General features: G+C 42.0%; 24 protein-coding genes. 22 read left to right on the forward strand and 2 right to left on the reverse strand.

Going from position 1 to position 25015, the window contains the following annotated elements; genetic code table 11:
* Positions 1-104: 104 nt before the first annotated feature.
* The 11 genes from MHB83_RS10435 to MHB83_RS10485 all read left to right on the forward strand — a co-directional run bounded on the left by MHB83_RS10435 (position 105) and on the right by MHB83_RS10485 (position 13319).
* On the forward strand, positions 105-1550 hold the full coding sequence (locus tag MHB83_RS10435; RefSeq protein WP_342496305.1) for an FAD-binding oxidoreductase: 1446 nt from the start codon (positions 105-107) through the stop codon (positions 1548-1550).
* Positions 1547-2095 carry an MFS transporter gene (locus MHB83_RS10440; protein WP_212046083.1) on the forward strand — a complete coding sequence of 183 codons (549 nt, stop codon included), beginning with the start codon at positions 1547-1549 and terminating at the stop codon, positions 2093-2095. Before MHB83_RS10435 ends, MHB83_RS10440 begins: the two co-directional genes overlap by 4 nt.
* Before the next feature lie 137 nt (positions 2096-2232).
* Positions 2233-3270, forward strand: coding sequence for an N-acetyl-gamma-glutamyl-phosphate reductase (argC, locus tag MHB83_RS10445; protein WP_034620058.1), 1038 nt, complete (start codon positions 2233-2235; stop codon positions 3268-3270).
* Positions 3271-3290: 20 nt separating this feature from the next.
* Positions 3291-4511: a bifunctional ornithine acetyltransferase/N-acetylglutamate synthase gene (gene argJ, locus MHB83_RS10450; RefSeq protein WP_113386935.1), complete on the forward strand. Its 1221-nt coding sequence runs from the start codon at positions 3291-3293 to the stop codon at positions 4509-4511.
* Positions 4512-4525: 14 nt separating this feature from the next.
* A complete protein-coding gene (gene argB / locus MHB83_RS10455) occupies positions 4526-5302 on the forward strand; it encodes an acetylglutamate kinase (protein WP_342496306.1) in 777 nt (258 codons plus the stop codon).
* Entirely contained in the window at positions 5299-6450 is a 1152-nt protein-coding gene (locus tag MHB83_RS10460) for an acetylornithine transaminase (RefSeq protein ID WP_342496307.1), read from the forward strand. Before argB ends, MHB83_RS10460 begins: the two co-directional genes overlap by 4 nt.
* Before the next feature lie 69 nt (positions 6451-6519).
* Positions 6520-7581, forward strand: a complete 1062-nt coding sequence (locus tag MHB83_RS10465) for a carbamoyl phosphate synthase small subunit (RefSeq protein WP_050945311.1) — start codon at positions 6520-6522, stop codon at positions 7579-7581.
* Positions 7574-10654 carry a carbamoyl phosphate synthase large subunit gene (locus tag MHB83_RS10470; protein WP_327840127.1) on the forward strand — a complete coding sequence of 1027 codons (3081 nt, stop codon included), beginning with the start codon at positions 7574-7576 and terminating at the stop codon, positions 10652-10654. Before MHB83_RS10465 ends, MHB83_RS10470 begins: the two co-directional genes overlap by 8 nt.
* Positions 10651-11601: an ornithine carbamoyltransferase gene (gene argF, locus MHB83_RS10475; protein ID WP_050945307.1), complete on the forward strand. Its 951-nt coding sequence runs from the start codon at positions 10651-10653 to the stop codon at positions 11599-11601. The genes MHB83_RS10470 and argF overlap by 4 nt, the downstream gene beginning before the upstream one ends.
* A gap of 102 nt (positions 11602-11703) precedes the next feature.
* Positions 11704-11883, forward strand: coding sequence for a YjzC family protein (locus MHB83_RS10480; protein ID WP_003211282.1), 180 nt, complete (start codon positions 11704-11706; stop codon positions 11881-11883).
* Between the two features lie 170 nt (positions 11884-12053).
* Positions 12054-13319 (forward strand): MFS transporter, encoded by a 1266-nt coding sequence (locus tag MHB83_RS10485; RefSeq protein WP_050945305.1) that lies wholly within the window; start codon positions 12054-12056, stop codon positions 13317-13319.
* 116 nt (positions 13320-13435) lie between these two features.
* Here the strand turns inward: MHB83_RS10485 and MHB83_RS10490 are convergent, their stop codons facing one another.
* Positions 13436-13630, reverse strand: coding sequence for a YjzD family protein (locus MHB83_RS10490; protein WP_003211779.1), 195 nt, complete (start codon positions 13628-13630; stop codon positions 13436-13438).
* Positions 13631-13841: 211 nt separating this feature from the next.
* Between MHB83_RS10490 and MHB83_RS10495 the strand changes: the two genes are divergently transcribed.
* The 4 genes from MHB83_RS10495 (at position 13842) to MHB83_RS10510 (ending at position 16491) form a co-directional block, all read left to right on the forward strand.
* Entirely contained in the window at positions 13842-14582 is a 741-nt protein-coding gene (locus MHB83_RS10495) for a hypothetical protein (RefSeq protein WP_050945303.1), read from the forward strand.
* Positions 14583-14657: 75 nt separating this feature from the next.
* Positions 14658-15230 carry a nad binding enzyme gene (locus MHB83_RS10500; protein ID WP_342496308.1) on the forward strand — a complete coding sequence of 191 codons (573 nt, stop codon included), beginning with the start codon at positions 14658-14660 and terminating at the stop codon, positions 15228-15230.
* Positions 15231-15320: 90 nt separating this feature from the next.
* A complete protein-coding gene (locus MHB83_RS10505) occupies positions 15321-16283 on the forward strand; it encodes a BMP family ABC transporter substrate-binding protein (RefSeq protein WP_050945301.1) in 963 nt (320 codons plus the stop codon).
* A 10-nt stretch (positions 16284-16293) separates the two neighbouring features.
* Positions 16294-16491: a ComZ family protein gene (locus tag MHB83_RS10510; RefSeq protein ID WP_003211983.1), complete on the forward strand. Its 198-nt coding sequence runs from the start codon at positions 16294-16296 to the stop codon at positions 16489-16491.
* Between the two features lie 10 nt (positions 16492-16501).
* On the opposite strand, the gene MHB83_RS10515 is transcribed toward MHB83_RS10510, so the two are convergent.
* Positions 16502-16735 (reverse strand): hypothetical protein, encoded by a 234-nt coding sequence (locus MHB83_RS10515; RefSeq protein WP_212046074.1) that lies wholly within the window; start codon positions 16733-16735, stop codon positions 16502-16504.
* A gap of 169 nt (positions 16736-16904) precedes the next feature.
* On the opposite strand from MHB83_RS10515, the gene MHB83_RS10520 reads away from it, so the two are divergent.
* The 7 genes from MHB83_RS10520 (at position 16905) to MHB83_RS10550 (ending at position 24995) form a co-directional block, all read left to right on the forward strand.
* Entirely contained in the window at positions 16905-17843 is a 939-nt protein-coding gene (locus tag MHB83_RS10520; protein ID WP_003212296.1) for a beta-ketoacyl-ACP synthase III, read from the forward strand.
* A gap of 21 nt (positions 17844-17864) precedes the next feature.
* Positions 17865-19106: a beta-ketoacyl-ACP synthase II gene (gene fabF, locus MHB83_RS10525; protein WP_003211631.1), complete on the forward strand. Its 1242-nt coding sequence runs from the start codon at positions 17865-17867 to the stop codon at positions 19104-19106.
* Positions 19107-19183: 77 nt separating this feature from the next.
* Positions 19184-19978, forward strand: a complete 795-nt coding sequence (locus MHB83_RS10530; RefSeq protein ID WP_050945299.1) for a DUF2268 domain-containing protein — start codon at positions 19184-19186, stop codon at positions 19976-19978.
* Between the two features lie 170 nt (positions 19979-20148).
* Positions 20149-21129, forward strand: a complete 981-nt coding sequence (locus MHB83_RS10535; protein WP_212046073.1) for an ABC transporter ATP-binding protein — start codon at positions 20149-20151, stop codon at positions 21127-21129.
* Complete coding sequence (locus MHB83_RS10540) at positions 21126-22148, forward strand: dipeptide ABC transporter ATP-binding protein (protein WP_342496309.1); 1023 nt, start codon at positions 21126-21128, stop codon at positions 22146-22148. Before MHB83_RS10535 ends, MHB83_RS10540 begins: the two co-directional genes overlap by 4 nt.
* Before the next feature lie 83 nt (positions 22149-22231).
* Positions 22232-23866 (forward strand): peptide-binding protein, encoded by a 1635-nt coding sequence (locus tag MHB83_RS10545; RefSeq protein ID WP_342496310.1) that lies wholly within the window; start codon positions 22232-22234, stop codon positions 23864-23866.
* 178 nt (positions 23867-24044) lie between these two features.
* Positions 24045-24995, forward strand: coding sequence for an ABC transporter permease (locus tag MHB83_RS10550; protein WP_050945293.1), 951 nt, complete (start codon positions 24045-24047; stop codon positions 24993-24995).
* The last annotated feature ends 20 nt before the right edge of the window (positions 24996-25015 follow it).

The following is a 25015-nucleotide window of genomic DNA, read 5'->3' on the forward strand; positions in this document are numbered from 1 at the left end:
GGTATGAGGAACACTCGTACCGGGTTTTTTTATGAAAAATTAAGGTGGGGGGAGAGTATGGTTTGATATAATGAATGTAATTTTTATAGAACGGAGTACCTATAATGAAACGAAAATGGTTGTGGATCGTTCTTTTGATGGGATATGCTGCTGCATTTTTTACATCAATCACCATTCGTGAGGAGCAAGCACACAAAAAACAAGACCTTGAGGCATTTACAGATGTCAGTCATCTCATGCCTGTTAAAATAAAAAAAGTCGTTCAAGGTAAAGAAATAGACACTTTAAAAGAAGTAGTAGAAGAAGCGAAAGCAAAAAAACTACCGATATCCATTGCCGGCAAACAGCATAGCATGGGCGGCCACACGTATTATGAAAATGGCATCGTGCTCGATATGACAGAATTCCGCCAAATTTTAGCATTTGATAAAAAAAAGAAAACCATCCGTGTCCAAAGCGGCGCTACATGGGATGATATACAAAGATATGTCAACCCATATGGTCTTGTAGTGAAGGTCATGCAATCACAGAACATCTTTACGATTGGCGGTTCTCTCAGTGCAAACGCACATGGACGTGACATTCGCTACGGCTCACTCATTGACACCGTTCGTTCCTTCAGACTGTTAAAAGCAGATGGTGAGATTGTCACAGTGAAGCCAGGCGATGATTTATTTACTGCCGTTATTGGAGGGTACGGCTTGTTCGGAGTCATTTTAGATGTTGAACTTTCCTTAACAAAGGATGAATTATATAAAATGGAGACAACCTCTCTAAATTACGATGAATACACTGATTATTTTCAAAAACATGTCAAACAAAATAAACAAGTACGCATGCATCTTGCCAGAATCTCAACATCGAAAACCAACTTTTTGAAAGAGATGTATGTAACGAATTATTCCCTCACTTCACAACAAGAGATCGAATCATATCAAGAGCTGAAAGAGGATCAACTCGTTATGCCACTCAAATTTATGCTCGGTCTTTCAAGAAGGTTTGATATGGGGAAAGATCTGCTATGGAATTTGCAAAAGAAGTATTTCCAAAGTCAAAATGATCAGCTGATCACAAGAAATAATGTGATGCGCTCAGATTCTGCTTTTTTAGACTATGAGAATGAGTCAGACACAGATGTACTGCAGGAATATTTCGTCCCAGTGGACCGCTTTCGTGCGTATATCGATGAAATGAGACACTTTTTACAACAGGAAGATTTGAATTTAATGAACATCACGATCCGCTACGTACAAAAAAATGAAAAAGCGGATCTCTCATATGCGAAAGAAGATATGTTTGCCCTTGTTCTTTTAGTGAATTATGGTTTTAAGAAAGAAGAGAAGGCAGAAGCAGAGCGGATCATCCGGCAAATGACAGATATCACGCTACGGCACCATGGAAGCTATTACTTACCGTACATGCCTTATCAAACGAAGGTACAAATGAAACAGGCGTATCCTAAAACGGATGTGTTCTTCCAAAAGAAAAAGCAAGCAGATCCGGACGGCAGGTTTATCAATTACTTTTATGAAAGGTACAATACACAATGAATGCAAAAGCAATGAAATGGTTCGTCTACTCTCAAAGTCTGCTGTTTTTCGCCAGCAGTTTGATTTTCCCTTTTTACATTCTTTTTATTAAAAATGTTGGATCAAGCTACTCTCAGTTTGGTCTTGCCTATGGCCTTTTTGGTTTAAGCGGAGCGTTTATTCATTTACTTTTAGGGAAAATGCCCGAAACCACCGATAGGCGGCTCTTTTTGATTATTCATTCGTTCGGTATGGCATTTCTTTTGCTGCTATTTCCGCATATAACAGAAGTCGCGCAAGTGTATATGATTCAGCTGGCACTTGGTGCACTAGGCGGCTTTCAAAAGCACGGGGAAAAACTCATCGTTACGGAACTGACAACAGAGAATAAAAGAATGAAGGAGGTCGGCCGCTATCATTTTTGGACAGCTCTTTTTTCATCGATAGCAATTATGCTTGGCGGCCTGTTTGCAGATTTCTTCACCGTTTACTTCATTTTTTATGCAAGCTCTATCATATATTTATGCAGTGCTCTCATGATCATCTTGATGAAATATGAAAGATAAATCCGCATATCTCACGTAGATATGTGGATTTTTTTATGAAAAAAAATGAAAAGAAATATTAAATATACAATTGAATTAATTTTTATACATGTTATAATGTTAAATAATTTCACAAAGATCAAGAGGGTGTATTGACGTTGAAAATAGGTATTATAGGTGCTACGGGATACGGTGGTGCGGAATTAGTTCGTATCTTCAAGCAACATCCACACGTGGATGAATGTATATTGTATTCATCGAGTGGTGATGGGCAATTATACAGTCAATCTTATCCGCATCTAACAACGATTACTGATCAAACATTAAAAGCCATTGATCCTGCTGCCATTGTGCGAGAAACAGATGCTGTGTTTTTAGCGACACCAGCAGGCGTATCAAGTGAACTCACACCGAAGCTCATGAACCAAGGAGTGCCTATCATTGATTTATCAGGTGATTTGCGCATTCAAGACGGTGCAACCTATGAAGCTTGGTATAAACGAAGGGCAGCTGATCAAGCATCTGTTCAACAAGCTGTGTACGGGTTATCTGAATTGAATCGTGAAACGATTGAGCAGGCTGAAGTTATTGCAAATCCAGGGTGCTTCCCTACCGCAGTTCTTCTCGGTTTAGCACCGCTGATGAAACAGAATCTAATCGATGAATCTATGATCATAATAGATGCAAAAACAGGAGTGTCCGGTGCAGGACGATCTGCCTCACTTGGAACGCATTTTTCAGAGCTAAACGACAACTTCAAAATTTATAAGGTAAATGAACATCAACATACACCTGAAATAGAGCAAATATTAAGAGAATGGAATCCGCACACGGCGAATATCACATTTTCAACGCACCTTGTCCCGATGACAAGGGGGATTATGGCGACGATGTATACCCAGCTGAAATCAGATATCACAAAAGAGGAATTGATGAAGCATATGAAAGGCTTTTATGAAGATTCCTATTTTGTCAGAGTGAGAGATCACGGGGTGTATCCGCAAACAAGGGAAGTATACGGCAGTAATTTCTGTGACATTGGCTTTCATTTAGATGAACGTACAGGCAGACTCACGATTGTGTCTGTGATCGACAATCTCATGAAGGGCGCAGCCGGCCAAGCGGTTCAAAACTTCAACATCATCAAAGGCTTAGATGAAGAGGCGGGCCTCACAATGACACCTCTCTATCCATAAGAACAGGGGAGACAACAAACATGATCGAATTGAATGAAAAAAGCATTGTTAAAATAGACGGTGACGTATCATCACCAAAAGGCTTTGAAGCAAAGGGGATTCATATTGGATTACGTTATTCAAAAAAAGACCTCGGACTGATCGTCAGTGAAGTGCCGGCAGCGAGTGCAGCGGTATACACACAAAGTCACTTTCAAGCTGCGCCTCTACAAGTCACTCAGAAAAGCTTAAAAAAGACAGGGCAATTAAAAGGGGTCATTGTCAATAGTGCCATCGCCAATGCATGTACCGGTGAGCAAGGTTTAAAGGACGCATACGAAATGCAGGCAGCTTGCGCAAATATGTTAGGGGTAGAACCTGATTACATTGCTGTTTCTTCTACTGGTGTCATTGGAGAGTGTCTGGATATGGATAAAATCAAAAAAGGCATCACTCAGCTGAAAGAAGCAAAAGCAGGAAATGGTCATTTTGAAGAGGCAATCTTAACGACAGATACAGTCATTAAAAACACAACATACACCCTGACGATAAACGGCAAAGAGATTCTCATTTCAGGTGCAGCGAAGGGCTCAGGTATGATTCATCCAAATATGGCAACAATGCTTGGCTTCGTGACAACGGATGCAAATGTCGAACAAGACGCTCTGCAAAATGCACTGCGTGATATTACCGATGTGACCTTTAATCAAATTACTGTCGACGGAGAAACATCGACAAACGATATGGTACTCGTGATGGCAAATGGCATGGCAGAAAATGATGTGCTAAATGAAGAGCATCCAGAATGGCCATTGTTCAAAGAAGGATTAAAGCTAGCTTGTGAGGATCTTGCCAAAGAGATTGCAAGAGACGGAGAAGGTGCAACGAAATTAATTGAAGCGCAAGTCGCTGGCGCTAAAAATCATTTAGAAGCCGGCATCATAGCGAAGAAAATCGTCGGTTCAAGTCTAGTGAAAACAGCCGTATACGGCACCGACGCCAACTGGGGGCGTATCATTGGAGCGATTGGCCATAGCGCAGCGTCCGTCACACCACAAGAGGTAGAAGTGTATTTAGGTGGACAATGTCTGTTTAAACATAATGAACCGCAGCCATTCTCAGAAGAGGAAGCAAAAGCGTATTTAGAGCAGGATGAGATCACGATTTTGATTCAAATGAATGAGGGGAATGGTCAGGCAGCGGCATGGGGCTGTGACCTTACCTATGATTATGTGAAAATTAACGCGAGCTATCGCACATAATGAAGGAGATAGACATGGATAAAACGATCGTATTCAAGTGTGGAGGCAGTGTCATTCGAGAACTTTCAGATACCTTTTACGAAAATGTCCGCTCACTTCAAGCTGCTGGATTTAAGCTGGCTATCGTCCATGGCGGAGGCCCTGAAATCACGAACATGCTGCAAAAATTAGAAGTGAAAACAGAATTTGTTGACGGGCAGCGCAAAACAACGAAGCCGGTATTAGAGGTAGCCGAAATGGTCCTTTCAGGAACGGTCAATAAATACTTTGTATCAGAGCTCGCAAAGCATGGTATCTCATCTGTCGGCGTGTCTGGGAAAGATGGTCAGATGCTTGTCGCTGATTTTCTTAATCAAGACGTGTACGGGTACGTTGGTGAAATCAAAGAAGTGCATCCAGAGATGGCAGAAGCATTAATGGAAAAACAGTTTATTCCTGTGATTGCACCGTTGTCTATGACAGAGGAATGCCAAACGTTAAACGTAAACGCTGATTTAGCAGCATCAGCTGTCGCAGGAGCGATGAAAGCTGATAAGCTCATGTTTGTTACAGATGTGGAAGGCATTTTAAAAAATGGCGAGCTATTAGATGTCGTCACCGAACAAGAAGCTCTCATGCTCATTGATGAAGGCATTATTTCCGGGGGAATGATTCCAAAGGTGCAATCCGCTTTGAGTGCTTTATCAGGAGATGTGAATGAAGTCATGATCGTCAATGGCAAAGGCAGTATCTTTACAGGGGAAACCTTTAAAGGAACAAGAATTGTGAAGGAAAAGGAGGCGGTCCTGTGAGTCATCTCTTTCAAACTTATGGACGGTGGAATGTTGAAATTAAAGAGGCAGCAGGTTCTTGGGCATTCGATACAAATGGGAAAAAATATTTAGACTTTATACAAGGCATTGCGGTCACAAATCTCGGTCACAATCACCCAAAGGTCAATCAAGCCATCAAGAAACAGCTTGATCACGTCTGGCATGTATCGAATCTATTTGAAAATGGACTGCAAGAAAAAGCAGCAGAAAAACTGGCTGCAAACAGTTCAGGGGATCTCGTGTTTTTCTGTAATAGCGGAGCTGAGGCAAATGAAGGTGCAATCAAATTAGCGCGTAAAGCAACAGAGAAAACAAACATCGTGACATTTCTGCACTCTTTTCATGGGCGCACGTATGCTGGTATGGCTGCTACAGGTCAAGATAAAATCAAAACGGGTTTTGGTCCCATGCTGGAAGGCTTTCATTATGTCCCGTTCAATGACCCAGACGCTATTGCTGCATGTGAAGTCGATGATGTGGCAGCGGTGATGCTTGAGGTTGTGCAAGGAGAAGGTGGCGTAAATCCAGCGACAACAGAATTTCTAGAAGCTGTTCAAGCATTTTGCCAAAAGCATGAAGCACTTCTGATCGTAGATGAGATTCAAACGGGTATTGGACGTACAGGAACAGCATTTGCATACGAACAGACGGGACTTGATCCTGATATTATCTCTTCTGCTAAAGGATTAGGAAATGGCTTCCCAGTCGGTGCAGTCATCGGGAAAAAGGCTTTAGGAGACGCATTCTCACCAGGTTCACATGGAACAACTTTTGGTGGCAACATGCTTGCCATGGCTGCTGTGAATGCAACACTCGATGTCATTTTCAAAGATGAGTTTCTGACAGAAGTCAAAGAAAAAGGCGCTTATCTGCTAGAAAAACTGCAAGATCTGAAACAACTGAATATCGTAAAAGAAGTACGCGGAAAAGGATTGATGGCAGGGGTTGAATGTCATCAGCGAGTCGGAGATTATATCACAGCTCTGAGAGAACAGGGGTTGCTAGTACTTCCAGCTGGTCCGAATGTGATTCGGTTATTGCCTCCGCTGAATGTAGAAAAAGCAGAAATAGATCAAGCAATAGAAGCGATGACTCATGTTTTAGCAAATGAAACAGTGACGGTATAAATTTTTTTACACCAAAACGCATAAAAATGCATTTATATTACTAATTATTCAATTTGGGGTGACACAAGCATGAAAGGTTATTTAAATTTAGAAGATGGAGCCTCTTTTGAAGGAGATCTGACAGGAGAAGCTGGCATGACAGGTGAAGTGGTTTTCTTTACAGGGATGACAGGTTACCAAGAGGTGCTCACAGACCCTTCCTATAAGGGACAAATCATTGTTTTCACATATCCACTCATCGGAAATTACGGTATTAATCATGAAGACTTTGAGAGCAAAAAACCACAAGTGAAAGCTGTCGTTGTGTATGAAGCAGCGGATCATTTCTCTCACCATCTTGCAGCGGTTAGCTTAAAAGATTATTTACAGAAGTGGAACATTCCGCTTCTGACTCATACCGATACACGTGCAGTCGTGCAAAACATCCGGGCAAATGGGACGATGAACGCTGTGATCAGTGTAGACGAAAACGAAACACCGCCGGCCATGAAACAAGACAATGTGATCGCACAGGTGACAGACGATGAAATCTACACTCAAGGCAGCGGCGAGGAACATGTAGCGCTTATTGATTTTGGCTTTAAAAAATCAATAGCAGATTCGCTTGAAGCGCGCGGCTGTAAAGTAACCGTCATTCCGTACAAACAGCTGGAAAAGGTGTTTGAGATTAAGCCAGATGCGGTCCTGCTATCGAATGGACCTGGAGATCCCAAAACAATGAAGCCATATTTAAAAACCATTCATGACATCATGATGACCTTCCCGACACTTGGAATCTGCTTAGGTCATCAATTAATCGCTCTTGCACTTGGCGGGGATACGTATAAGCTTCCATTTGGCCACCGCGGGGCGAATCACCCTGTACAAGATACAGAATCCAAACGTGTTTTCATGACAAGTCAGAATCACAGCTATGTGGTGAATGAAAAAAGCATGAATGACAAAGAAGTGGAAGTGAAATTCCTTCATGTTAATGATGGATCTGTCGAAGGATTCATTCATAAAGAGAAGCTCATTATGTCAGTTCAATTTCATCCAGAAGCACACCCAGGTCCTGCTGAAAGTGAATGGGTATTCGATGATTTTATTGAGAAAGTGAAACAAGCAAGGAGAGAAGTTGCACATGCCTAAAGATCAAAGCATACAAACCATTCTAGTCATCGGGTCTGGTCCAATCATCATTGGTCAGGCAGCTGAATTTGATTACTCAGGAACACAAGGATGTATGGCCCTAAAAGAAGAGGGCTACAAAGTCATTTTAGTGAATAACAACCCAGCAACCATTATGACAGACGAATCATTTGCTGATGAAATCTATTTTGAACCGCTTTCAGTTGATTCAGTGAAAAGAATCATCGAAAAGGAAAAACCAGATGGTCTTTTAGCCAACCTTGGCGGACAGACCGCTTTAAACCTTGCTGTCGAGCTCGAAAAAGCCGGTGTGCTGAAAAAGCACGGGGTAACCCTGCTCGGAACGTCAGTTGAAACAATTGAAAACGGTGAAGATCGAGAGAAATTCCGTGCTCTCATGAAGCAGTTGAACGAACCTGTGCCAGATAGTGAAATTGTGGATAATGCAAAGGATGCCCTTCAATTTGCAAAAGAAGTAGGTTTCCCAGTCATCCTAAGACCAGCATACACACTTGGCGGAAAGGGCGGCGGAATTGCTTTAACAGAAGAAGCGTTTAAACCGCTTATTGAAGGAGCCCTTTTAGCGAGCCCGATTCATCAGTGTTTAGTTGAAAAAAGCATTGCGGGCTTTAAAGAAGTCGAATATGAAGTCATGAGAGACCGTCAAAATACGTGTATTACGGTTTGTAATATGGAAAATATCGATCCAGTTGGTGTGCATACAGGAGATTCGATTGTCGTTGCACCTTCGCAAACATTAACAGACCAAGATTATCAAATGCTTCGTTCAGCAAGCCTGAAAATCATTTCAGCACTCGATGTAGTCGGGGGATGCAACATCCAATTTGCCCTTGATCCACTCAGTAAAGAATACTTTGTCATTGAGGTGAATCCGCGGGTTAGTCGTTCATCTGCTCTTGCCTCAAAAGCGACGGGCTATCCGATTGCTAAAATGGCAGCAAAGCTTGCGGTAGGCTATACACTAGACGAACTGAAAAACCCGCTCACAGGCACAACTTATGCTAGTTTTGAGCCGGCACTCGATTATGTCGTCGTGAAATTCCCGCGCTGGCCGTTTGATAAATTTAAACAGGCAGATCGGCAATTAGGTACAAAAATGAAGGCGACTGGCGAAGTCATGGCGATTGACCGTAATTTAGAGTCAGCCATCCAAAAAGCGGTCGCCTCTCTTGAAATCAAGACAAAGGGTTTCCACCTGCCAGAATTGAAAGACCAATCGACTGAACAACTATTTGAGCTTGTCAAAACACCAGACGATCGACGTTTCTTTGCTGTCATGGAACTTCTTTCAAGACAGGAAACGGTTGAAGCGATCCATCAAGCGACGAAAATCGATCTATTCTTCTTACATGTGTTCAGCAATATGATCACTCTCGAACAGGAATTGAAGAACCATGAGGGAACGCTCTCAAAAGACACCTTGAAAAAGGTAAAGGAAAAGGGCTTCCTTGATGAAACGATTGCTCTTCTAACAGGCAATAGTGAAGAGGCGATTAGACAGCTTCGTCAAGAATATGGCATTACGGCTTCATTTAAGATTGTCGACACATGTGCAGCGGAATTTGATGCAAAAACGAACTACTTCTATTCCACATACTTTGGCAAAAGTGATGGAGAGCATCAAGAGAAAACAAAACAGCGTGCACTCATCATTGGCTCTGGTCCAATTCGAATTGGGCAAGGAGTCGAGTTTGACTATAGTGCGGTGCATGGCGTTCTTACCCTGCAAAAGCTTGGCTTTGAAACGATCATGATGAACAACAATCCAGAGACGGTCAGTACGGATTATGAAATCGCAGATCGTTTATATTTTGAGCCCATTACATTAGAGCACATCTTAAACGTTGTGGAAGCAGAGCAAATTGATTTCGTCATCGTTCAATTTGGCGGACAGACTGCCATCAATGTAGCAGAAGGCTTAGAAAAAGCGGGCATTACGTTGTTAGGTACATCCTTCGACACGCTAGATGCGCTGGAAGATCGTGATCTGTTCTATCAGCTTCTTGATGAACTGAACCTACCTCATGCAAAAGGAAATACAGCTCATTCAAAAGAAGAAGCGCTCACGCATGCTAACAGCATCGGTTACCCTGTGTTAATTCGCCCATCGTATGTCATTGGCGGAATGGGAATGATTGTTGTCCAGTCAGAAGCGCATTTGACGTCACTACTTGATCAGCCAGATCATTTGCCGTATCCAATTTTAATTGATGAGTATGTCACTGGAAAAGAAGTTGAAGTGGATCTGATTTCTGACGGAAAAACGACCTTCATCCCAACGATCGTGGAGCATATTGAGAAAGCAGGCGTCCATTCAGGTGACAGCTTTGCCATCTTACCAAGTGTCTCCATCAGCGAGGACATCAAACAGCAGGTGCATATTGCGTCCGAACAAATAGCGAAGAAATTAGCGTTTAAGGGCATTATGAATATCCAATTTGTGATCAAAGGGGATCAGGCGCTTGTACTAGAGGTGAATCCGCGGGCGAGCCGGACCGTTCCAGTTGTCAGCAAGGTGATGGGCATTGACATGATTCCGCTTGCGACTCAATTACTAGCGGGTGCAACGCTTGAAGAACTGAACCCAGTAACGAAAAACAAAGGGGGAACAGCGGTCAAATTCCCAGTCTTCTCATCACATGCCATTCAAGATATTGACTTAAAGCTGACACCTGAAATGAAAGCGACAGGAGAAGGAATGTGTGTAGGCAAAAACGCCGAAAGCGCCTTGAAAAAAGTGTTTGCATCGATCTGGCATCAGAAAGGTAGCCTCTTTATAAAAGGCAGTGAACAATTGGTAGATGAAGCAAAACATGCAGGCTTTGACGTCTGGACGGACAGCTTTGACACTTGGCTGCAAAACGAAGATAAATCCCTTCATATCCATTTAGGCGAGGATGAAGAGGCAAAAGAGCAACGTGTAAAAGCACTCACACACGGCGTCCAAGTTCTAACCGAATATGAAACAGTTCAAGCATTCCTACAAGGAAAAAATGGAGATGTATCACCAGTATCGCTCCAAGAATTATACAAAAAGGAAGTGACGGCATGAGTCAAGTTGACGTGCAACCGACATTATACGGAAAAGACTTTTTATCATTAAAAGATTTCTCAATCAATGATATTGCTTATTTAATTGAAAAAGCGGAAGAAATGAAACAAAACCCATACCAAGATTTATTCAAAGGGAAAACATTAGCGATGATTTTTGAAAAATCGTCAACTAGAACCCGTGTATCGTTTGAAGCGGGAATGACGCAGCTGGGGGGACATGCGCTCTTCCTCAGCTCAAATGATTTGCAAATCGGCAGAGGAGAAACGATCAGTGATACAGCGCAGGTGCTGTCTGGCTATGTAGACGGCATTATGATTCGAACCTTTGAACATGAGAAGGTCGAGGAGCTGGCACAATACGCGTCCATTCCTGTCATCAATGGACTGACTGACTACTCCCATCCATGCCAGGCACTTGCTGATTTATTGACGATAAAAGAAGCAAAAGGAACATTAAAAGGAATCAAAGTCGCCTACATCGGTGACGGAAATAACGTGGCTCACTCCTTGATGGTTGGCTGTGCGCAGCTAGGCTGTGATATTGCAGTTGCATCACCAAAAGGCTATGAACCACTTCAAGAAGTAACAGACACAGCACGTGAGTTTGCAAAACAATCAGGCGCAGAAGTCATCGTTACGACAGACCCTGTCGCTGCTGTCCAAAATGCAGATGTCATTTATTCCGATGTGTTTACAAGCATGGGGCAGGAAGCAGAAACAGAGAAACGCCTTGCTGAATTTAAAGAATATCAAGTCAATGATGAACTAATGCGTCATGCAGCAAAAGATTATATTTTTCTTCATTGTCTCCCAGCACACCGCGGAGAAGAAGTGACAGCAGACATTATTGATGGACCGCACTCAAAAGTATTTCAGCAGGCAGAAAACCGCCTGCATGTACAAAAAGCATTAATCAAAGAGCTCATGTATCAACAAACCAAATAAATGAAAAGCATCCCTGACTCGTAGGAGCAGGGACTTTTTGCATAAAGGATTGGAGAGGCAAGTCACGGGACATAATAACATCATCGAGAAAGGAGGATGGAAATGGGTCAGCAGCATCAGTTTAAATCAGGGAATAAAGCACCAAATAATGGTGTGTATGTCGAGATCGGTGAAACCGGCAGTATGGTGAAAGATCCTTTAAAGATTAAGCTTCAAGCAGGCGACGTCTTTCCGGATAACTCGAACCATAACCGTGTTTGGACCTATCAGAGAAAGCCGTAAGCAATTGACTAAGAGTCGGCTGGAATAAGTCTTTAGAGGCATGTGTCATGCCTCTTTTTTCTTTATAATAAAAAACAATTAAGTTCAAATTTTCAAATAAATAGTATGAATAAAAGAGAATTTAAGGTAAAATATGTAAGTGAGATTAACTAGTTGAAAGGATTTGTGTGATGGAAAAGACGAATCTCAGTGAAAGTGTTTGGAATAAACGCTTCACCTCATTATTCATATCAAGACTCATTAAAAACACAGGAGAAAGTTTTGCTTTTACATCCGTCCTTTGGCTATTGATTTTGAGAGGGGATGGAGCGCTCGGTACAGGACTTCTCCTAGCAGTAACCGTACTTCCTTCATCTTTGCTAGCCCCAATACTAGGACCTCTTATGAAAAAGCACCATTTGTCTAAATGGATGTTCGCATCAGACGTCGTTCGAGCAACCATTGTACTCATTATTCCGCTACTGCATTTTTCGCATCTATTGCCATTATGGTTATTGATCTCATTAATGGTTATTCAATCGGCAACAGGTGCAGCGTATAACCCAGCCTCGGTGGCGATTTTACCGCAGATTGTACCGAAGCATCTGATTCAAAAAGCAAATGCCATCCTGCAATCTTCTTTTGAAATTGTCGCACTTGCAGCAGTCATGGTCGCTGGTCTCTTAGTCAAATTAATCGGACCTGCAGATACCCTGCTCATCACCACTGCCTTATTCATCATATCCGGCCTGTTTATTATCGGTGTTAAATTAAAGAAAACCGCTGAAGACAAAGCAGCAGGTATAAAACAAGCAAAGAATACATATTTTTATAACTTAAAAAGAGGGTTTCTCGTCGTCAAAAATCATCACATTTTATTTGCACTGACGCTGTATTGTATTTTAATGAATGTCGCTGCAGCTCCGTGGCAGGCACTATCTGCTGTATACGTAGCAGAAGCATTGCAAAGCGATTCTATGGTGTATTCCATTTTAAGAGGTGTTGCTGCAGTCGGCGCGTTTATGATGGGCTTTGCTCTGGCGAAGGTAAAAATTAAGAGATTTGGTTTGTTCTTTATTGTCGCTGGTATGATTGAAGGAGCTGCATTCTTTATTACAGGGATGAGTACATGGCTGCCAGTCGTTCTACTAGCTTCCTTTATATTCGGTGCCGCCGTTAGTGCGATCAATGTACCGGAAATGGTCATTATTCAAACGTCTGTCGACCAAGATGATCAGCCGCAAGTATACGCGGTGATCAATGCTTCATCAAATGTTTTCCTCCCGTTTGCAGCTGTCGTATCAGGCGTTCTGGCAGAAAGATTTGGAGCGGGACCTGTCATTGCTGGCGGCGGGGTCCTTGAAATTTTATCAGGTATCGCGATCTTCCTGTTTACAGGGCTTGCGAAAAGCCATTTGACTCAAGACAAACAGAAGTCCGAAACCGTCGAGGTGTAATCAATAAAAAACCCCCTGTAGCTGCAGGGGGTTTTAGCGTACCGCTTTTCAAGCAAAAAGAAAAAGAGCTAAAATCAAGATCATTTTAGCTCTTTCTCGCATTCATCTCTTACGTATTAAGAGTGTTTTGTTGAACTTTCCGTTTCTTTCATTGGACTTACTTCAGCAAAGATGAATAAAATAACCGTAAACACCACTGCAAGAATAGAAGTCAAAGTAAAGTCATAAGCAGCGCCATTCATCGAAGCAACGATGTAACCAGCCATATGTGTCAGCAGAAAAGTCCAAATGAGGGTGATAATATAATGCATAATCCCACCGTCCTTTATGTAACAATCTATTGATTATCATACCATAGATACGAGTGAGGGGAAAAGACTGTTTTAGCCTTTATGTGACCATTTTTAGACCTTCTTCTATAAAAATAAAAAGAATTCTTCTGTCATTAGGGGATTTCCTTATTCCTACAAGAGTTGTTGTTCATATCATAGAAAGCAGAATCACTGAAAGGAGGCTGGCCATATGGGTGTAAGCGAACGGTTTTTCCAGCTTGGTTCCCAGTGGAACGTCATTCACCTTCCTCAAAAACCAAATGGCTTTGGCATTCTTATCCTCGGTGACCGAAATCACTTTGTGCAGGAAAATACATCATTCTGGCTTCAGCACTATGGAAGAAACCAGCTTTTAACTGCCTTAAAGGATGAAGGATATACATTGTTTAATAGTCATCTTCATGGGAATCACTGGGGATGCGAAGATGCTGTTTTTAGTACAAAGCAGCTCGTTCATCACACATTAAAACAAGAAATATTAAACCGGGAAATTCATGTGCTGGCAGAGGGGATGGGTGCACTCGTTGCTATGAGCCTTGCTGAAGAGATGCCAGAAGTGCTAAGATCCATTGCGATGGTGAATCCATGTCTGCATCTCTATGCACAACGGGAAAGAGAAAAGGAACACAAATTCTTTTATAAACAGCTAATCAAAGAATTAGCGAAGAGCTACGGCTGCTCTGAAAAGGAAGCGGAAACGTATCCGCTCCCAGCTTTCCCTGTTCATTCTGCTCATGTACCGATTCACATATGGCAAAGACTAAACGGTGCACCCTATGCATATGAACTGCATGCAAAGCCTTTTATTGATCAGCACATGAAGAATCCAGAGCATTGTCAGATCGATCTCACCTTGCATATGTTTGATCATCCGAGAAGAATCTTTCAATCCATTCACAAGTTTTATAAATCGCATGAAAGAGAATTGTGATGAATAGGATGATAACAGCCCTTCATGGAAAGGGCTCTTCTTTTTATTCGATAAGCTAAAAAAGGGGACATGAACATGGAGACAGGACTGATCATAGGGGCAGATGAATTTTTTGGCCTAGCGCTGTGTGAATATATGATGAAAGAGGGCATTCAAATGGATATCACATGCCCTCATGAGCAAACAGAAGAGCAAAAGAGGTTATTAGAAGAACGAATGATGTGGCTTGGCAGAAATGATCTTTTCCGTGTCATTGACCTTCAGGATGGGAAAGACACGTATGATCTGATCTTTATTCAATCAGAAGAACCAGATAAAAGATACGAAGACTTGAAAGCGGCGCATGGCATGTACCGGGTTCTTTACGAAAAAAACGAAGACGAATCATCCAATCAGAATGTGCCGGCTGTTATTCTACCTCGCATGTTTGGACCATGGACACTTGATAAAGAAAGAACGAAGCGTGATGAGGCATTTTTTGTAGAAGATGTAGCAAGGGATTTGTTCAAGTGGGCATCAGGCTCTGAACAAAGACAGGAAATAACACATGAATTGAAGGTAGAAAGACAAACAGATGACAAATCAGAAGAAATGATGGCAGAATGGAAAAGACAAAACTCAACATTTTTCGACAAAAAGCAAGAATGATCTTCCATCTTATCTTTTTTCAGTATAAAATAAACCTATATTTAACATACAGGTTCATGCCTGCATGTGGCAAAGGGAGTTGAACATGGCATGAAGTATCAGCGGCTTGTCATGATCTTTTCGTTCCTTCTCCTATTATCTGCCTGCTCACAGGCACCTTTAAAAGGACAGATTGAGAAGGTGGGTTTACTCGTCCCCGATACAATTAATGATCAAGTTTGGGGAACGAAAGGTTATAAAGGCTTATTAAATATTCAATCAACATTTGGTGTAGATGTTTATTATAAGGAAGGAATGGTCGACAAAGAGAAAATCGTTGATGCCATTGAAGAATTTCACAAAAAAGGAGTCAATTTGATTATTGGCCATGGCAGTGAATACAGCGAAATTTTCAACATCATTAGTGAAGATTATCCGAAAACACAATTTATCACGGTAAATGGAAACAAGCCTCAGGCGGATAATGTTGCGAATGTGACGTTTAAAGGTGAAGCGATGGGCTTTTTCGGAGGCATGACAGCAGCACATATGTCAAAATCAAAAAAGATTGGTATTCTTGCTACATATGATTGGCAAAGCGAAGTAGACGGCTTTATTAAAGGTGCAAAATATCAAGATGAACATGTACAAGTGCTTGCCGAGTTTGTTGAAAACTGGGATGATGCGGACAAAGCCGTGGAGCTCTATCGAAAATTGGAAAAACAGGGCGTAGATGTTGTATATCCAGCAGGTGATGGTTATAATATCCCTGTCATTGAACAAATCAAAGCCGATAATTTATCAGCGATCGGATATGTCACCGATCAATCCAACCTCGGCAGCCATACCGTCTTAACAAGCACAGTCCAGCATGTGGATAAAGCGTATAGTATTATTGCGAAGAAATTTAATGAAGGCAAGCTAAATGCACAAGGTGAGTACTCCTTTGACTTTAAAGAAGGAGTGATCGAAATGGGGAAATTTAGTTCCACCATTGACCGTGCTTTTTTGAAAGACATTGAAAGTGATATTGCGTCTTACAAAAAAACTGGCAAACTGCCAAATGAAAAGTGAGGATACAACGATGCAGCACGAAAAATCGATGGAGTTTTTACAAATTGCCATGAAGTATTTTCCGCAGGCAAAAGAAGAATTAGATAAAGCAGGTATTCAGCTTGAGCCCGAAGCTCTTCAGCCGCTTTTATCATTGTTTACATCTGTTATGCAAGAGGCATATGAGCTTGGAAAAGCAGATGCAGAATCAGAAAAAGCCACAGAATAGTGGCTTTTTTTTATGATAATTTTTTCTTGAAGGCACTAATCATAGGGCCAACATCTTTAAACACAGGCTTCAGCTCATCGATGGAGTTCATAATGTTCCCAATTTGGTTCATGACATGCATGTAGTCAATGGACTCTTCACTTGAAGTTGTCTCCACGCGTTCCTCCTTTGCTTCTTCCTTGCTTTTCTCCTTTTCAAGCGGCTGTCCAAACATCATAGCCGAAAAAATATCTTTTTGCGCCATATCAAATGCTCCTTTCTACGATTGGTATATCAATAATCTATGAAAAAAGTGAGAGGAAAGGTTAGACGTTTGTATTGCCAAGGAGAAAAAAATAAGTTAAAATTAGTACCAGATACTAATATAAGATCACAATATCACATGCTCGTATGAGTAAAAGGAGTCTTATTCAATGAATGCTGGAATTATTGGCCTTGGCCGCTATATACCTGAAAAAGTGTTAACAAATCTTGATTTAGAAAAAATGGTTGAAACTTCTGACGAATGGATTCGTACTAGAACAGGTATAGAAGAAAGAAGAATTGCTTCTGATGATGTCAATACATCACATATGGCGCTTGCTGCTGCAAAAAAAGCATTAGCTGACGCAAATGTAGCTGCAGAAGATATCGATATGATTCTTGTGGCGACAGTCACGCCAGATCAATCATTTCCGACAGTCGCTTGTATGATTCAAGAGCAGCTCGGTGCACATAAAGCATGTGCAATGGATATTAGCGCTGCGTGTGCTGGCTTTATGTACGGGCTTGTTACTGGAAAACAATTTATCGAATCAGGTACGTTCAAGCACGTGCTCGTCGTTGGCGTTGAAAAACTTTCTCGCATTACCGACTGGGATGACCGCAATACTGCTGTTCTGTTTGGAGATGGAGCAGGTGCTGCTGTGTTAGGAGAGGTCAGCGAAGGGAAAGGAATTCTCTCATTTGAGCTTGGAGCCGATGGAAGAGGCGGTAAGCACTTGTACTTAGATGAAAAAGATCATACAATCATGAATGGACGAGAAGTATTTAAATTTGCTGTAAGACAAATGGGCGAGTCAAGCGTAAACGTCATCGAAAAAGCTGGACTATCAAAAGAAGACGTTGACTTCTTGATCCCGCATCAAGCAAATATTCGCATTATGGAAGCAGCCCGCGAACGCCTAGAGCTGCCAGTTGAAAAAATGTCGAAGACAGTCCATAAATATGGAAACACATCAGCAGCATCCATTCCGATTTCACTATGTGAAGAAATCGAAGCCGGAAAAATTCATGACGGCGATGTGATTGTAATGGTAGGTTTTGGTGGCGGATTAACGTGGGGCGCAATCGCTATGCGATGGGGCCGATAAAAGAGTGAGGTGCACAAATTAATGGATAAAAAACGAGTAGTTGTTACAGGATTGGGTGCTTTGACACCTCTTGGCAACGATGTAGAATCAACATGGAAAAATGCTTTAGCAGGTGTATCAGGAGTTGGACCAATCACACGTGTCGACTCAAGTGAATATACAGCAAAAGTGGCTGCAGAATTAAAAGATTTTAACATTGAAGATTACATGGAGAAAAAAGAAGCACGAAAAATGGCACGCTTCACACAATATGCAGTCGTTGCTGCTCAAAAGGCGCTAGAAGATTCACGTCTTGAAATCACAGATGAAATCGCACCGCGTGTTGGTGTATGGGTTGGATCTGGTATTGGCGGACTTGAAACATTTGAAGAGCAGTTTGAAGTGTATTCAAATAAAGGGGCAAGACGCGTAAGCCCGTTCTTCGTTCCAATGATGATTCCAGATATGGCAACAGGCCAAATTTCAATTGCACTTGGCGCAAAAGGGGTTAACTCTTGTACTGTAACAGCATGTGCAACAGGGACAAACTCAATTGGTGATGCATTTAAAGTCATTCAGCGCGGAGATGCAGATGCGATGATCACAGGCGGAACAGAAGCGCCGTTAACAAAAATGTCGTTTGCTGGCTTCTGTGCGAACAAAGCTCTTTCGACAAATCCTGATCCAGAGACAGCAAGCCGTCCATTTGACAAAAACCGTGACGGATTTGTGATGGGTGAGGGTGCAGGGATTGTCGTTCTTGAAGAACTTGAGCATGCATTAAAACGTGGCGCGACGATTTATGCAGAAATTGTTGGATATGGATCAACTGGAGATGCGTATCATATTACAGCACCGGCTCCAAACGGAGAAGGCGGCGTACGAGCAATGAAAGAAGCGATTCGAGATGCTGGTTTGTCTGTGGAAGAAATTGATTATATCAATGCCCACGGAACAAGCACACCGTACAATGATAAATTTGAAACAATGGCGATTAAAGAAGTGTTCGGAGAGCATGCGAATCAGCTTGCGATCAGTTCGACAAAATCGATGACAGGTCACTTACTTGGCGCAGCAGGTGGAGTAGAAGCTATTTTCTCTGTGCTTGCGATTAAAGACAGCGTTATTCCTCCAACCATTAACCTTGTAACACCGGATGAAGAATGTGATCTTGATTATGTGGCAAATGAAGCACGTTCAAAAGAAGTACAAGTGGCTCTAAGTAACTCACTTGGCTTTGGCGGACACAATGCGACAATTATCTTTAAAAAATACGAAGCGTAATATTTCCTAAGAAGGCGGCGATCTATAATCAGATCGCCGCTTTTTTGCATATGATGAAAATGGAGGTGTTTAGCAGTATGGGTCTAGTCAATACACAATATCTCATTCATCAATCTTCATCATTTCAGGAGCTTGCGTCGCGCTTTGTTCCTTATTTTAAAGGGGCGGAGGAAAAAGAATGGTCCTCTATTCTCTCCCACCTGCAACATCACGGCATGATTCGGTCTTTTCGATCATGCAAAGACATGATCGACAAGCTCAAAGAAAAAGGGTACTTCCAGCTCGTCATGAAAGAATACCGGGCGCTGCAAAAGCAGTGGAAAGGCCCTGACATTCCAGTCTTTATTTTGCCAGTCAATGAGAGCAGTAAAGAAATTAGAGAGCAATTTTATTATCAATCCGGCATGGCATTTGACGACAAGGTCTTTCTCTTTTTGTCGCCAAATACCCCGAAAGAACGTATCGGCACATTGCTGACTCATGAATATCACCATGTATGTAGGTTGCATTTTCTCACGAAAGAAGAAAAAGATTTTACATTCCTTGATACAATCATGATGGAAGGGCTCGCTGAATATGCTGTGTATCATAGATACGGAGAAAGCTATACAGCCAAATGGACCACTCTCTATGACGAAACGCAGCTTCAGCGTATGTATCAGAAATGGGTATCCAGTCATCTTGATCAAAAAGTGCAGGACGACGAAAGACTGATACAGAACCTCCTTTATGGAAAAGGGAACTACCCCAAAATGCTTGGTTACGCCACTGGGTTTTATATCGTGAAAAAGTATTTCAGCGAACACAGAATCAGCGAGGAGTCTATGATTGCAGAGCCGTCCGAAACTTTTTTAAAGGCGATAGACTCATAAAGTGAATGATTCACACAAAAAGAGACATATTACAAATTTACTAAATTCTTCTTGATTTCGTCATAACAATGTAATAATATACAAATATAAATTTTGATAATTCTTTTTATTCGAAAAAGATGAAATTTTTAGATTTTGTTCTATTGATTGATGGTGAAAGGGGCGAATACATGACCACGCTGCTTGAAGTGCAGAACTTAAAAACCTATTTTTTTAGAAAAAAAGAAGCGATACCTGCTGTAGATGGTGTTGATTTCAGTATCAACAGAGGAGAAACTGTCGCATTAGTCGGTGAGTCTGGATCTGGTAAAAGCATTACGTCCTTATCCATTATGGGCTTGATTAACGGCACTGGTGGAAAAATTATGGACGGTTCCATCAAGCTAGATGGCAAGGATCTCGTTACATATGGTGAAAAGGAATTATGCAGCATTCGTGGTAATGACGTGTCGATGATCTTTCAGGAACCCATGACCTCACTTAATCCCGTCCTAACCATCGGGGAACAAATAACAGAAATCCTCATCTATCACAAAAAACTTTCAAAAAAAGAAGCGACAAAAAAAGCGATTGACCTGCTGAAGCTTGTTGGTTTTTCCAGACCGGAACAAATCATCAAAGATTACCCGCACCGTTTATCAGGCGGCATGCGGCAAAGAGTGATGATTGCCATTGCGCTAAGCTGTGATCCGAAGCTCCTCATTGCAGATGAACCGACAACTGCCCTAGATGTTACGATTCAAGCCCAGGTGCTCACATTGATGAAAGATTTATGCACGACATTTGGTACATCGATTCTCCTCATCACTCATGATCTAGGTGTCGTGTCTGAAGTGGCAGATCGAGTCATTGTCATGTACTGCGGACAGGTTGTTGAAAATGGGACCGTCGAAGAATTATTTGATCAGCCGCTGCATCCTTACACAGAAGGGCTGCTTGAATCGATTCCTGTCATTGACGGAGACATACAGCCGCTAACAGCAATAAAAGGGAATGTCCCTGCACCGGATCAGCTTCCAGCCGGCTGCCGATTTGCTCCTAGATGCCCGCAAGTGAAGGAGCGCTGCCTAGGTGAACTGCCTAAACTGAGGACTTTTGAAAATGGCAGAAGCGTCAGATGCTTCTTATATGAGGAGGCAGACCAAACATGACCCTTGCTCAAAATCAACCACATGCAACAGATCTAATAGAGAAAGAAACCATACTTGAACTGAAACAAATCAAAAAACATTTTCCGATTAAAGCAGGCGTCTTTCAGAAGAAAGTCGGTTCAGTCAAAGCTGTTGACGGCATAGATTTGAAGATTTATAAAGGTGAAACGTTAGGGATAGTGGGGGAATCAGGATGCGGTAAATCAACATTAGGCCGGACCATGATTCGTTTATATGAACCAACTGACGGTCAAATCCTTTTTAAAGGGCAAGATATCTCCCGTGTATCAGAATCAAAGCTAAGACAATCAACACGAAAAAACATCCAAATGGTTTTTCAAGATCCCTTTGCATCACTCAACCCTAGAAAAACACTTCGAAGCATCATCAAAGAACCCTACAAAACACACCACTTATATTCCTTAAAAGAAAGAAATGAAAAAGTAGAACAGCTTTTATCAAAGGTGGGCCTTCATCCAAGCTTTGCAAATCGCTATCCCCACGAATTTTCTGGCGGGCAGAGGCAGCGAATCGGCATTGCTCGTGCGCTTGCCATGAATCCTGAAATGATTATCGCAGATGAGCCGGTTTCAGCACTTGATGTATCCATTCAGGCGCAGGTGATTAATCTGATGGAGGAGCTTCAGGAGGAATTTGACCTGACCTATCTATTTATCTCTCACGACTTAAGTGTGGTTAGGCACATTAGTGATCGAGTCGGCGTGATGTATCTCGGCAAAATGATGGAGCTTGCTGATAAGCACAGCCTGTACGATGAACCGCTCCATCCATATACACAGGCATTGCTTTCTTCTGTCCCTGTTACCCGTAAAAAAGGTCAGATCAAAAGAGAACGGATCATGCTTCAAGGCGATCTGCCAAGTCCTGCAAATCCGCCAAAAGGGTGCGTATTTCATACAAGATGCCCGTATGCGAAACAAATCTGTAAAGAAACAATACCAGCATTTCAAGAATTAAAACCAAACCACTTCGTTGCCTGTCACCTCTACGACGCTTAATCGGCTTGGATGAATTCATCTTTGAGAGGGGGGATGAAGCGGCATCTGTCGTCATTTCTAAAAAAGGATAGGGGGAATTGTATATGAAAGGTAGAAATAGAAAATCCATATTGATTAATTTACTGCTGATCTTCACGCTCATGCTTGCGGCTTGCTCTAGTGGAAATAAAACCTCTGGAGACAGTGAAAAGAAATCCACCGGTAAACCTGTACAGGGCGGAGATCTTGTCATCGGTTCCATTGCAGAACCAACATTATTTAACTCGCTGTATTCAACAGACGTGGCTAGCTCTGATATTGAAGAAAGAATCTACAGCTTTTTACTTCAAACGGACGGAAAGTTGAACCCTCAGCTATCACTCGCAGAAGATATTAAAGAATCTGATGACGGGAAGCAGTTTGATGTGACCATTAAAAAAGGCGTAAAGTTTCATGATGGAGAAGAATTGACAGCTGATGATGTTGTGTTTACATACAGCATTCCGATCAATAAGGACTACAACGGGGAGCGCGGATCAGGATTTGAAGTATTAGATTCAGTTAAAAAGACAGGGGATTACTCAATCGAATTCAAGCTCAATAAAAAAGATCCCTATTTTTATAATGTCACACTAGGAAGCTACGGCATTTTGCCTAAGCATATTTTAGGTGATGTGCCTATAAAAGATCTCGGTGAAAATGAATTTAACCGAAAAAAACCAATTGGTTCTGGTCCATTTAAATTTGCCGAATGGAAAGAAGGCGACTACGTGAAACTAGAAGCCTTTGACGATTATTGGGATGGACGTCCATATCTTGATACCGTCACGATTAAAACGATTCCTGATCAGAACGCAGCAATTGCCCAGCTTTCAGCAGGTGATATTGATTTCTTTGCTGTACCTGGAGCAGAGTTGCAAACGGCTGAAAAAGTCAGCAACATTAAAATTGAATCTGATTTAGGGCTCAATTATTCATACATTGGCTGGAACCAGAAAAATGATCTCTTTAAAAGTAAAAAGGTCCGCCAAGCGCTGACACATGCCATTGACCGCCAAACGATTGTCGATCAAGTGTTAGATGGAGACGGCAAAGTAGCCAACATTCCAGAAAGTCCGCTGTCATGGAACTACCCTAAAAATGAAAGTGTTCCAGTGTTTGAATTTGATCAAGAAAAAGCGAAAAAGATGCTGAAAGAAGAGGGCTGGGAGGATACAGATGGAGATGGCTATCTTGATAAGGATGGCAAGAAATTCTCCTTTGTTATAAAGACCAACCAAGGAAACAAAGTCCGTGAAGACATTGCTGTCGTTGTCCAGCAGCAGCTCAAAGAAATTGGTGTGGAAGCGAAGCCGCAAATTGTGGAATTCAGTGCACTCATTGAGCAGACGACACCGCCTAAGTGGGATTATGATGCGCTGCTGCTCGGCTGGAGCCTTGCCACATTCCCTGATCAATTCAGCATCTTCCACTCAAGCCAGTCAGAAAAAGGCTTGAATAACATCTGGTATAAAAATAAAGAGGTCGATAAGCTGTTAGTAGATGCCAAGAATTTAAGCGATCGAAAAGAATATTCAAAGGCATATGAAAAAATTTATGAATTGATCGCAGAAGATCAGCCATATACGTTCCTTTATTATGCCAACTCACATCGCGCGATGCCATCTAATCTCCAAGGCTACTCTTACCACCCGAAAGATGAGTATTACAAAATCGAGAAATGGTGGATTGAACAGTAGGCTGCTAGTGAAAGAAGAGGAAAGTTCTCTCCTTTTAGCGTGAAGATATACCCTTAGCACCAGTTAGATTGAGAGGGTTCTCATATCACGATGCAATGAAGACAGAGGGCTAAAAGAAAGATCACTTTAGCCCTTTTTCATCACAGTATGGCGATCCGATGAAAAAGGAGTTGTGCATATGGTTACATATATCATTAGAAGGACACTGCTTTCCATTCCCATCTTATTTGGGATTACCATTTTGTCCTTCGCCATTATGAAAGCAGCACCAGGCGATCCGATGTCACTTATGATGGACCCAACCATTAGTGCGGCAGACCGGGAAGCTTTTATTGATAAGTACGGCTTGAACGACCCTGAATATGTGCAGTATATGAAATGGCTTGGCAATATGCTTCAAGGTGACTTTGGCACCTCCATTGTTAAAAAGGGAACGCCTGTGGCTGATTTGATTTTTGCCCGGCTGCCAAATACCCTCATCCTCATGATCTTTTCTACATTAGTCGCCCTGATTATCGCCATCCCATTCGGTGTTCTTTCGGCAAAACGTCCATATACAAAGCTAGACTATGGCATTACATTTACATCTTTTATCGGACTGGCTATTCCGAACTTTTGGTTTGGACTCATTCTAATAATGGTTTTATCTGTGAATTTAGGATGGTTCCCAACAGGTGGCGTCTCTACCTTAAACGCCGATTTTAATGTATTTGACCGGCTTCATCACATCATTTTACCAGCCTTTGTTTTAGCAACCGCTGATATGGCAGGGCTCACCCGGTACACAAGGTCGAGTATGCTTGATGTCATGAGGCAGGATTACATTCGTACCGCAAGAGCGAAAGGCTTTCGAGAAAACAAAGTCATTTTCAAGCACGGGTTAAGAAACGGTCTTATGCCTGTCATTACGATTTTCGGATTGATGATTCCATCCTTTATTGGTGGTGCAGTCGTAGTGGAACAAATTTTCACTTGGCCAGGGCTTGGAAAGCTGTTCATTGATTCTGCTTTTTCGAGAGATTATCCGGTCATTATGGCGATGACTGTTATTTCCGCAGTGCTCGTGGTGGTTGGAAATTTAATTGCGGATATTCTCTATGCGATCGTTGATCCGCGTATTGAATATTAGAAGGGAGCTGAAGCACAATT

It is taken from the genome of Bacillus sp. FSL K6-3149, assembly GCF_038630515.1.
Classification (GTDB): domain Bacteria; phylum Bacillota; class Bacilli; order Bacillales; family Bacillaceae; genus Bacillus; species Bacillus pumilus.

What these genes read in the sequence shown, in the direction of transcription:
- MHB83_RS10435 (WP_342496305.1), top strand. Translation starts at nt 105, where the DNA reads ATGAAACGAAAATGGTTGTGGATCGTTCTTTTGATGGGATATGCTGCT.
- MHB83_RS10440 (WP_212046083.1), top strand. Translation starts at nt 1,547, where the DNA reads ATGAATGCAAAAGCAATGAAATGGTTCGTCTACTCTCAAAGTCTGCTG.
- argJ (WP_113386935.1), top strand. Translation starts at nt 3,291, where the DNA reads ATGATCGAATTGAATGAAAAAAGCATTGTTAAAATAGACGGTGACGTA.
- argB (WP_342496306.1), top strand. Translation starts at nt 4,526, where the DNA reads ATGGATAAAACGATCGTATTCAAGTGTGGAGGCAGTGTCATTCGAGAA.
- MHB83_RS10465 (WP_050945311.1), top strand. Translation starts at nt 6,520, where the DNA reads ATGAAAGGTTATTTAAATTTAGAAGATGGAGCCTCTTTTGAAGGAGAT.
- MHB83_RS10470 (WP_327840127.1), top strand. Translation starts at nt 7,574, where the DNA reads ATGCCTAAAGATCAAAGCATACAAACCATTCTAGTCATCGGGTCTGGT.
- argF (WP_050945307.1), top strand. Translation starts at nt 10,651, where the DNA reads ATGAGTCAAGTTGACGTGCAACCGACATTATACGGAAAAGACTTTTTA.
- MHB83_RS10480 (WP_003211282.1), top strand. Translation starts at nt 11,704, where the DNA reads ATGGGTCAGCAGCATCAGTTTAAATCAGGGAATAAAGCACCAAATAAT.
- MHB83_RS10485 (WP_050945305.1), top strand. Translation starts at nt 12,054, where the DNA reads ATGGAAAAGACGAATCTCAGTGAAAGTGTTTGGAATAAACGCTTCACC.
- MHB83_RS10490 (WP_003211779.1), bottom strand. Translation starts at nt 13,630, where the DNA reads ATGCATTATATTATCACCCTCATTTGGACTTTTCTGCTGACACATATG.
- MHB83_RS10495 (WP_050945303.1), top strand. Translation starts at nt 13,842, where the DNA reads ATGGGTGTAAGCGAACGGTTTTTCCAGCTTGGTTCCCAGTGGAACGTC.
- MHB83_RS10500 (WP_342496308.1), top strand. Translation starts at nt 14,658, where the DNA reads ATGGAGACAGGACTGATCATAGGGGCAGATGAATTTTTTGGCCTAGCG.
- MHB83_RS10505 (WP_050945301.1), top strand. Translation starts at nt 15,321, where the DNA reads ATGAAGTATCAGCGGCTTGTCATGATCTTTTCGTTCCTTCTCCTATTA.
- MHB83_RS10510 (WP_003211983.1), top strand. Translation starts at nt 16,294, where the DNA reads ATGCAGCACGAAAAATCGATGGAGTTTTTACAAATTGCCATGAAGTAT.
- MHB83_RS10515 (WP_212046074.1), bottom strand. Translation starts at nt 16,735, where the DNA reads ATGGCGCAAAAAGATATTTTTTCGGCTATGATGTTTGGACAGCCGCTT.
- MHB83_RS10520 (WP_003212296.1), top strand. Translation starts at nt 16,905, where the DNA reads ATGAATGCTGGAATTATTGGCCTTGGCCGCTATATACCTGAAAAAGTG.
- fabF (WP_003211631.1), top strand. Translation starts at nt 17,865, where the DNA reads ATGGATAAAAAACGAGTAGTTGTTACAGGATTGGGTGCTTTGACACCT.
- MHB83_RS10530 (WP_050945299.1), top strand. Translation starts at nt 19,184, where the DNA reads ATGGGTCTAGTCAATACACAATATCTCATTCATCAATCTTCATCATTT.
- MHB83_RS10535 (WP_212046073.1), top strand. Translation starts at nt 20,149, where the DNA reads ATGACCACGCTGCTTGAAGTGCAGAACTTAAAAACCTATTTTTTTAGA.
- MHB83_RS10540 (WP_342496309.1), top strand. Translation starts at nt 21,126, where the DNA reads ATGACCCTTGCTCAAAATCAACCACATGCAACAGATCTAATAGAGAAA.
- MHB83_RS10545 (WP_342496310.1), top strand. Translation starts at nt 22,232, where the DNA reads ATGAAAGGTAGAAATAGAAAATCCATATTGATTAATTTACTGCTGATC.
- MHB83_RS10550 (WP_050945293.1), top strand. Translation starts at nt 24,045, where the DNA reads ATGGTTACATATATCATTAGAAGGACACTGCTTTCCATTCCCATCTTA.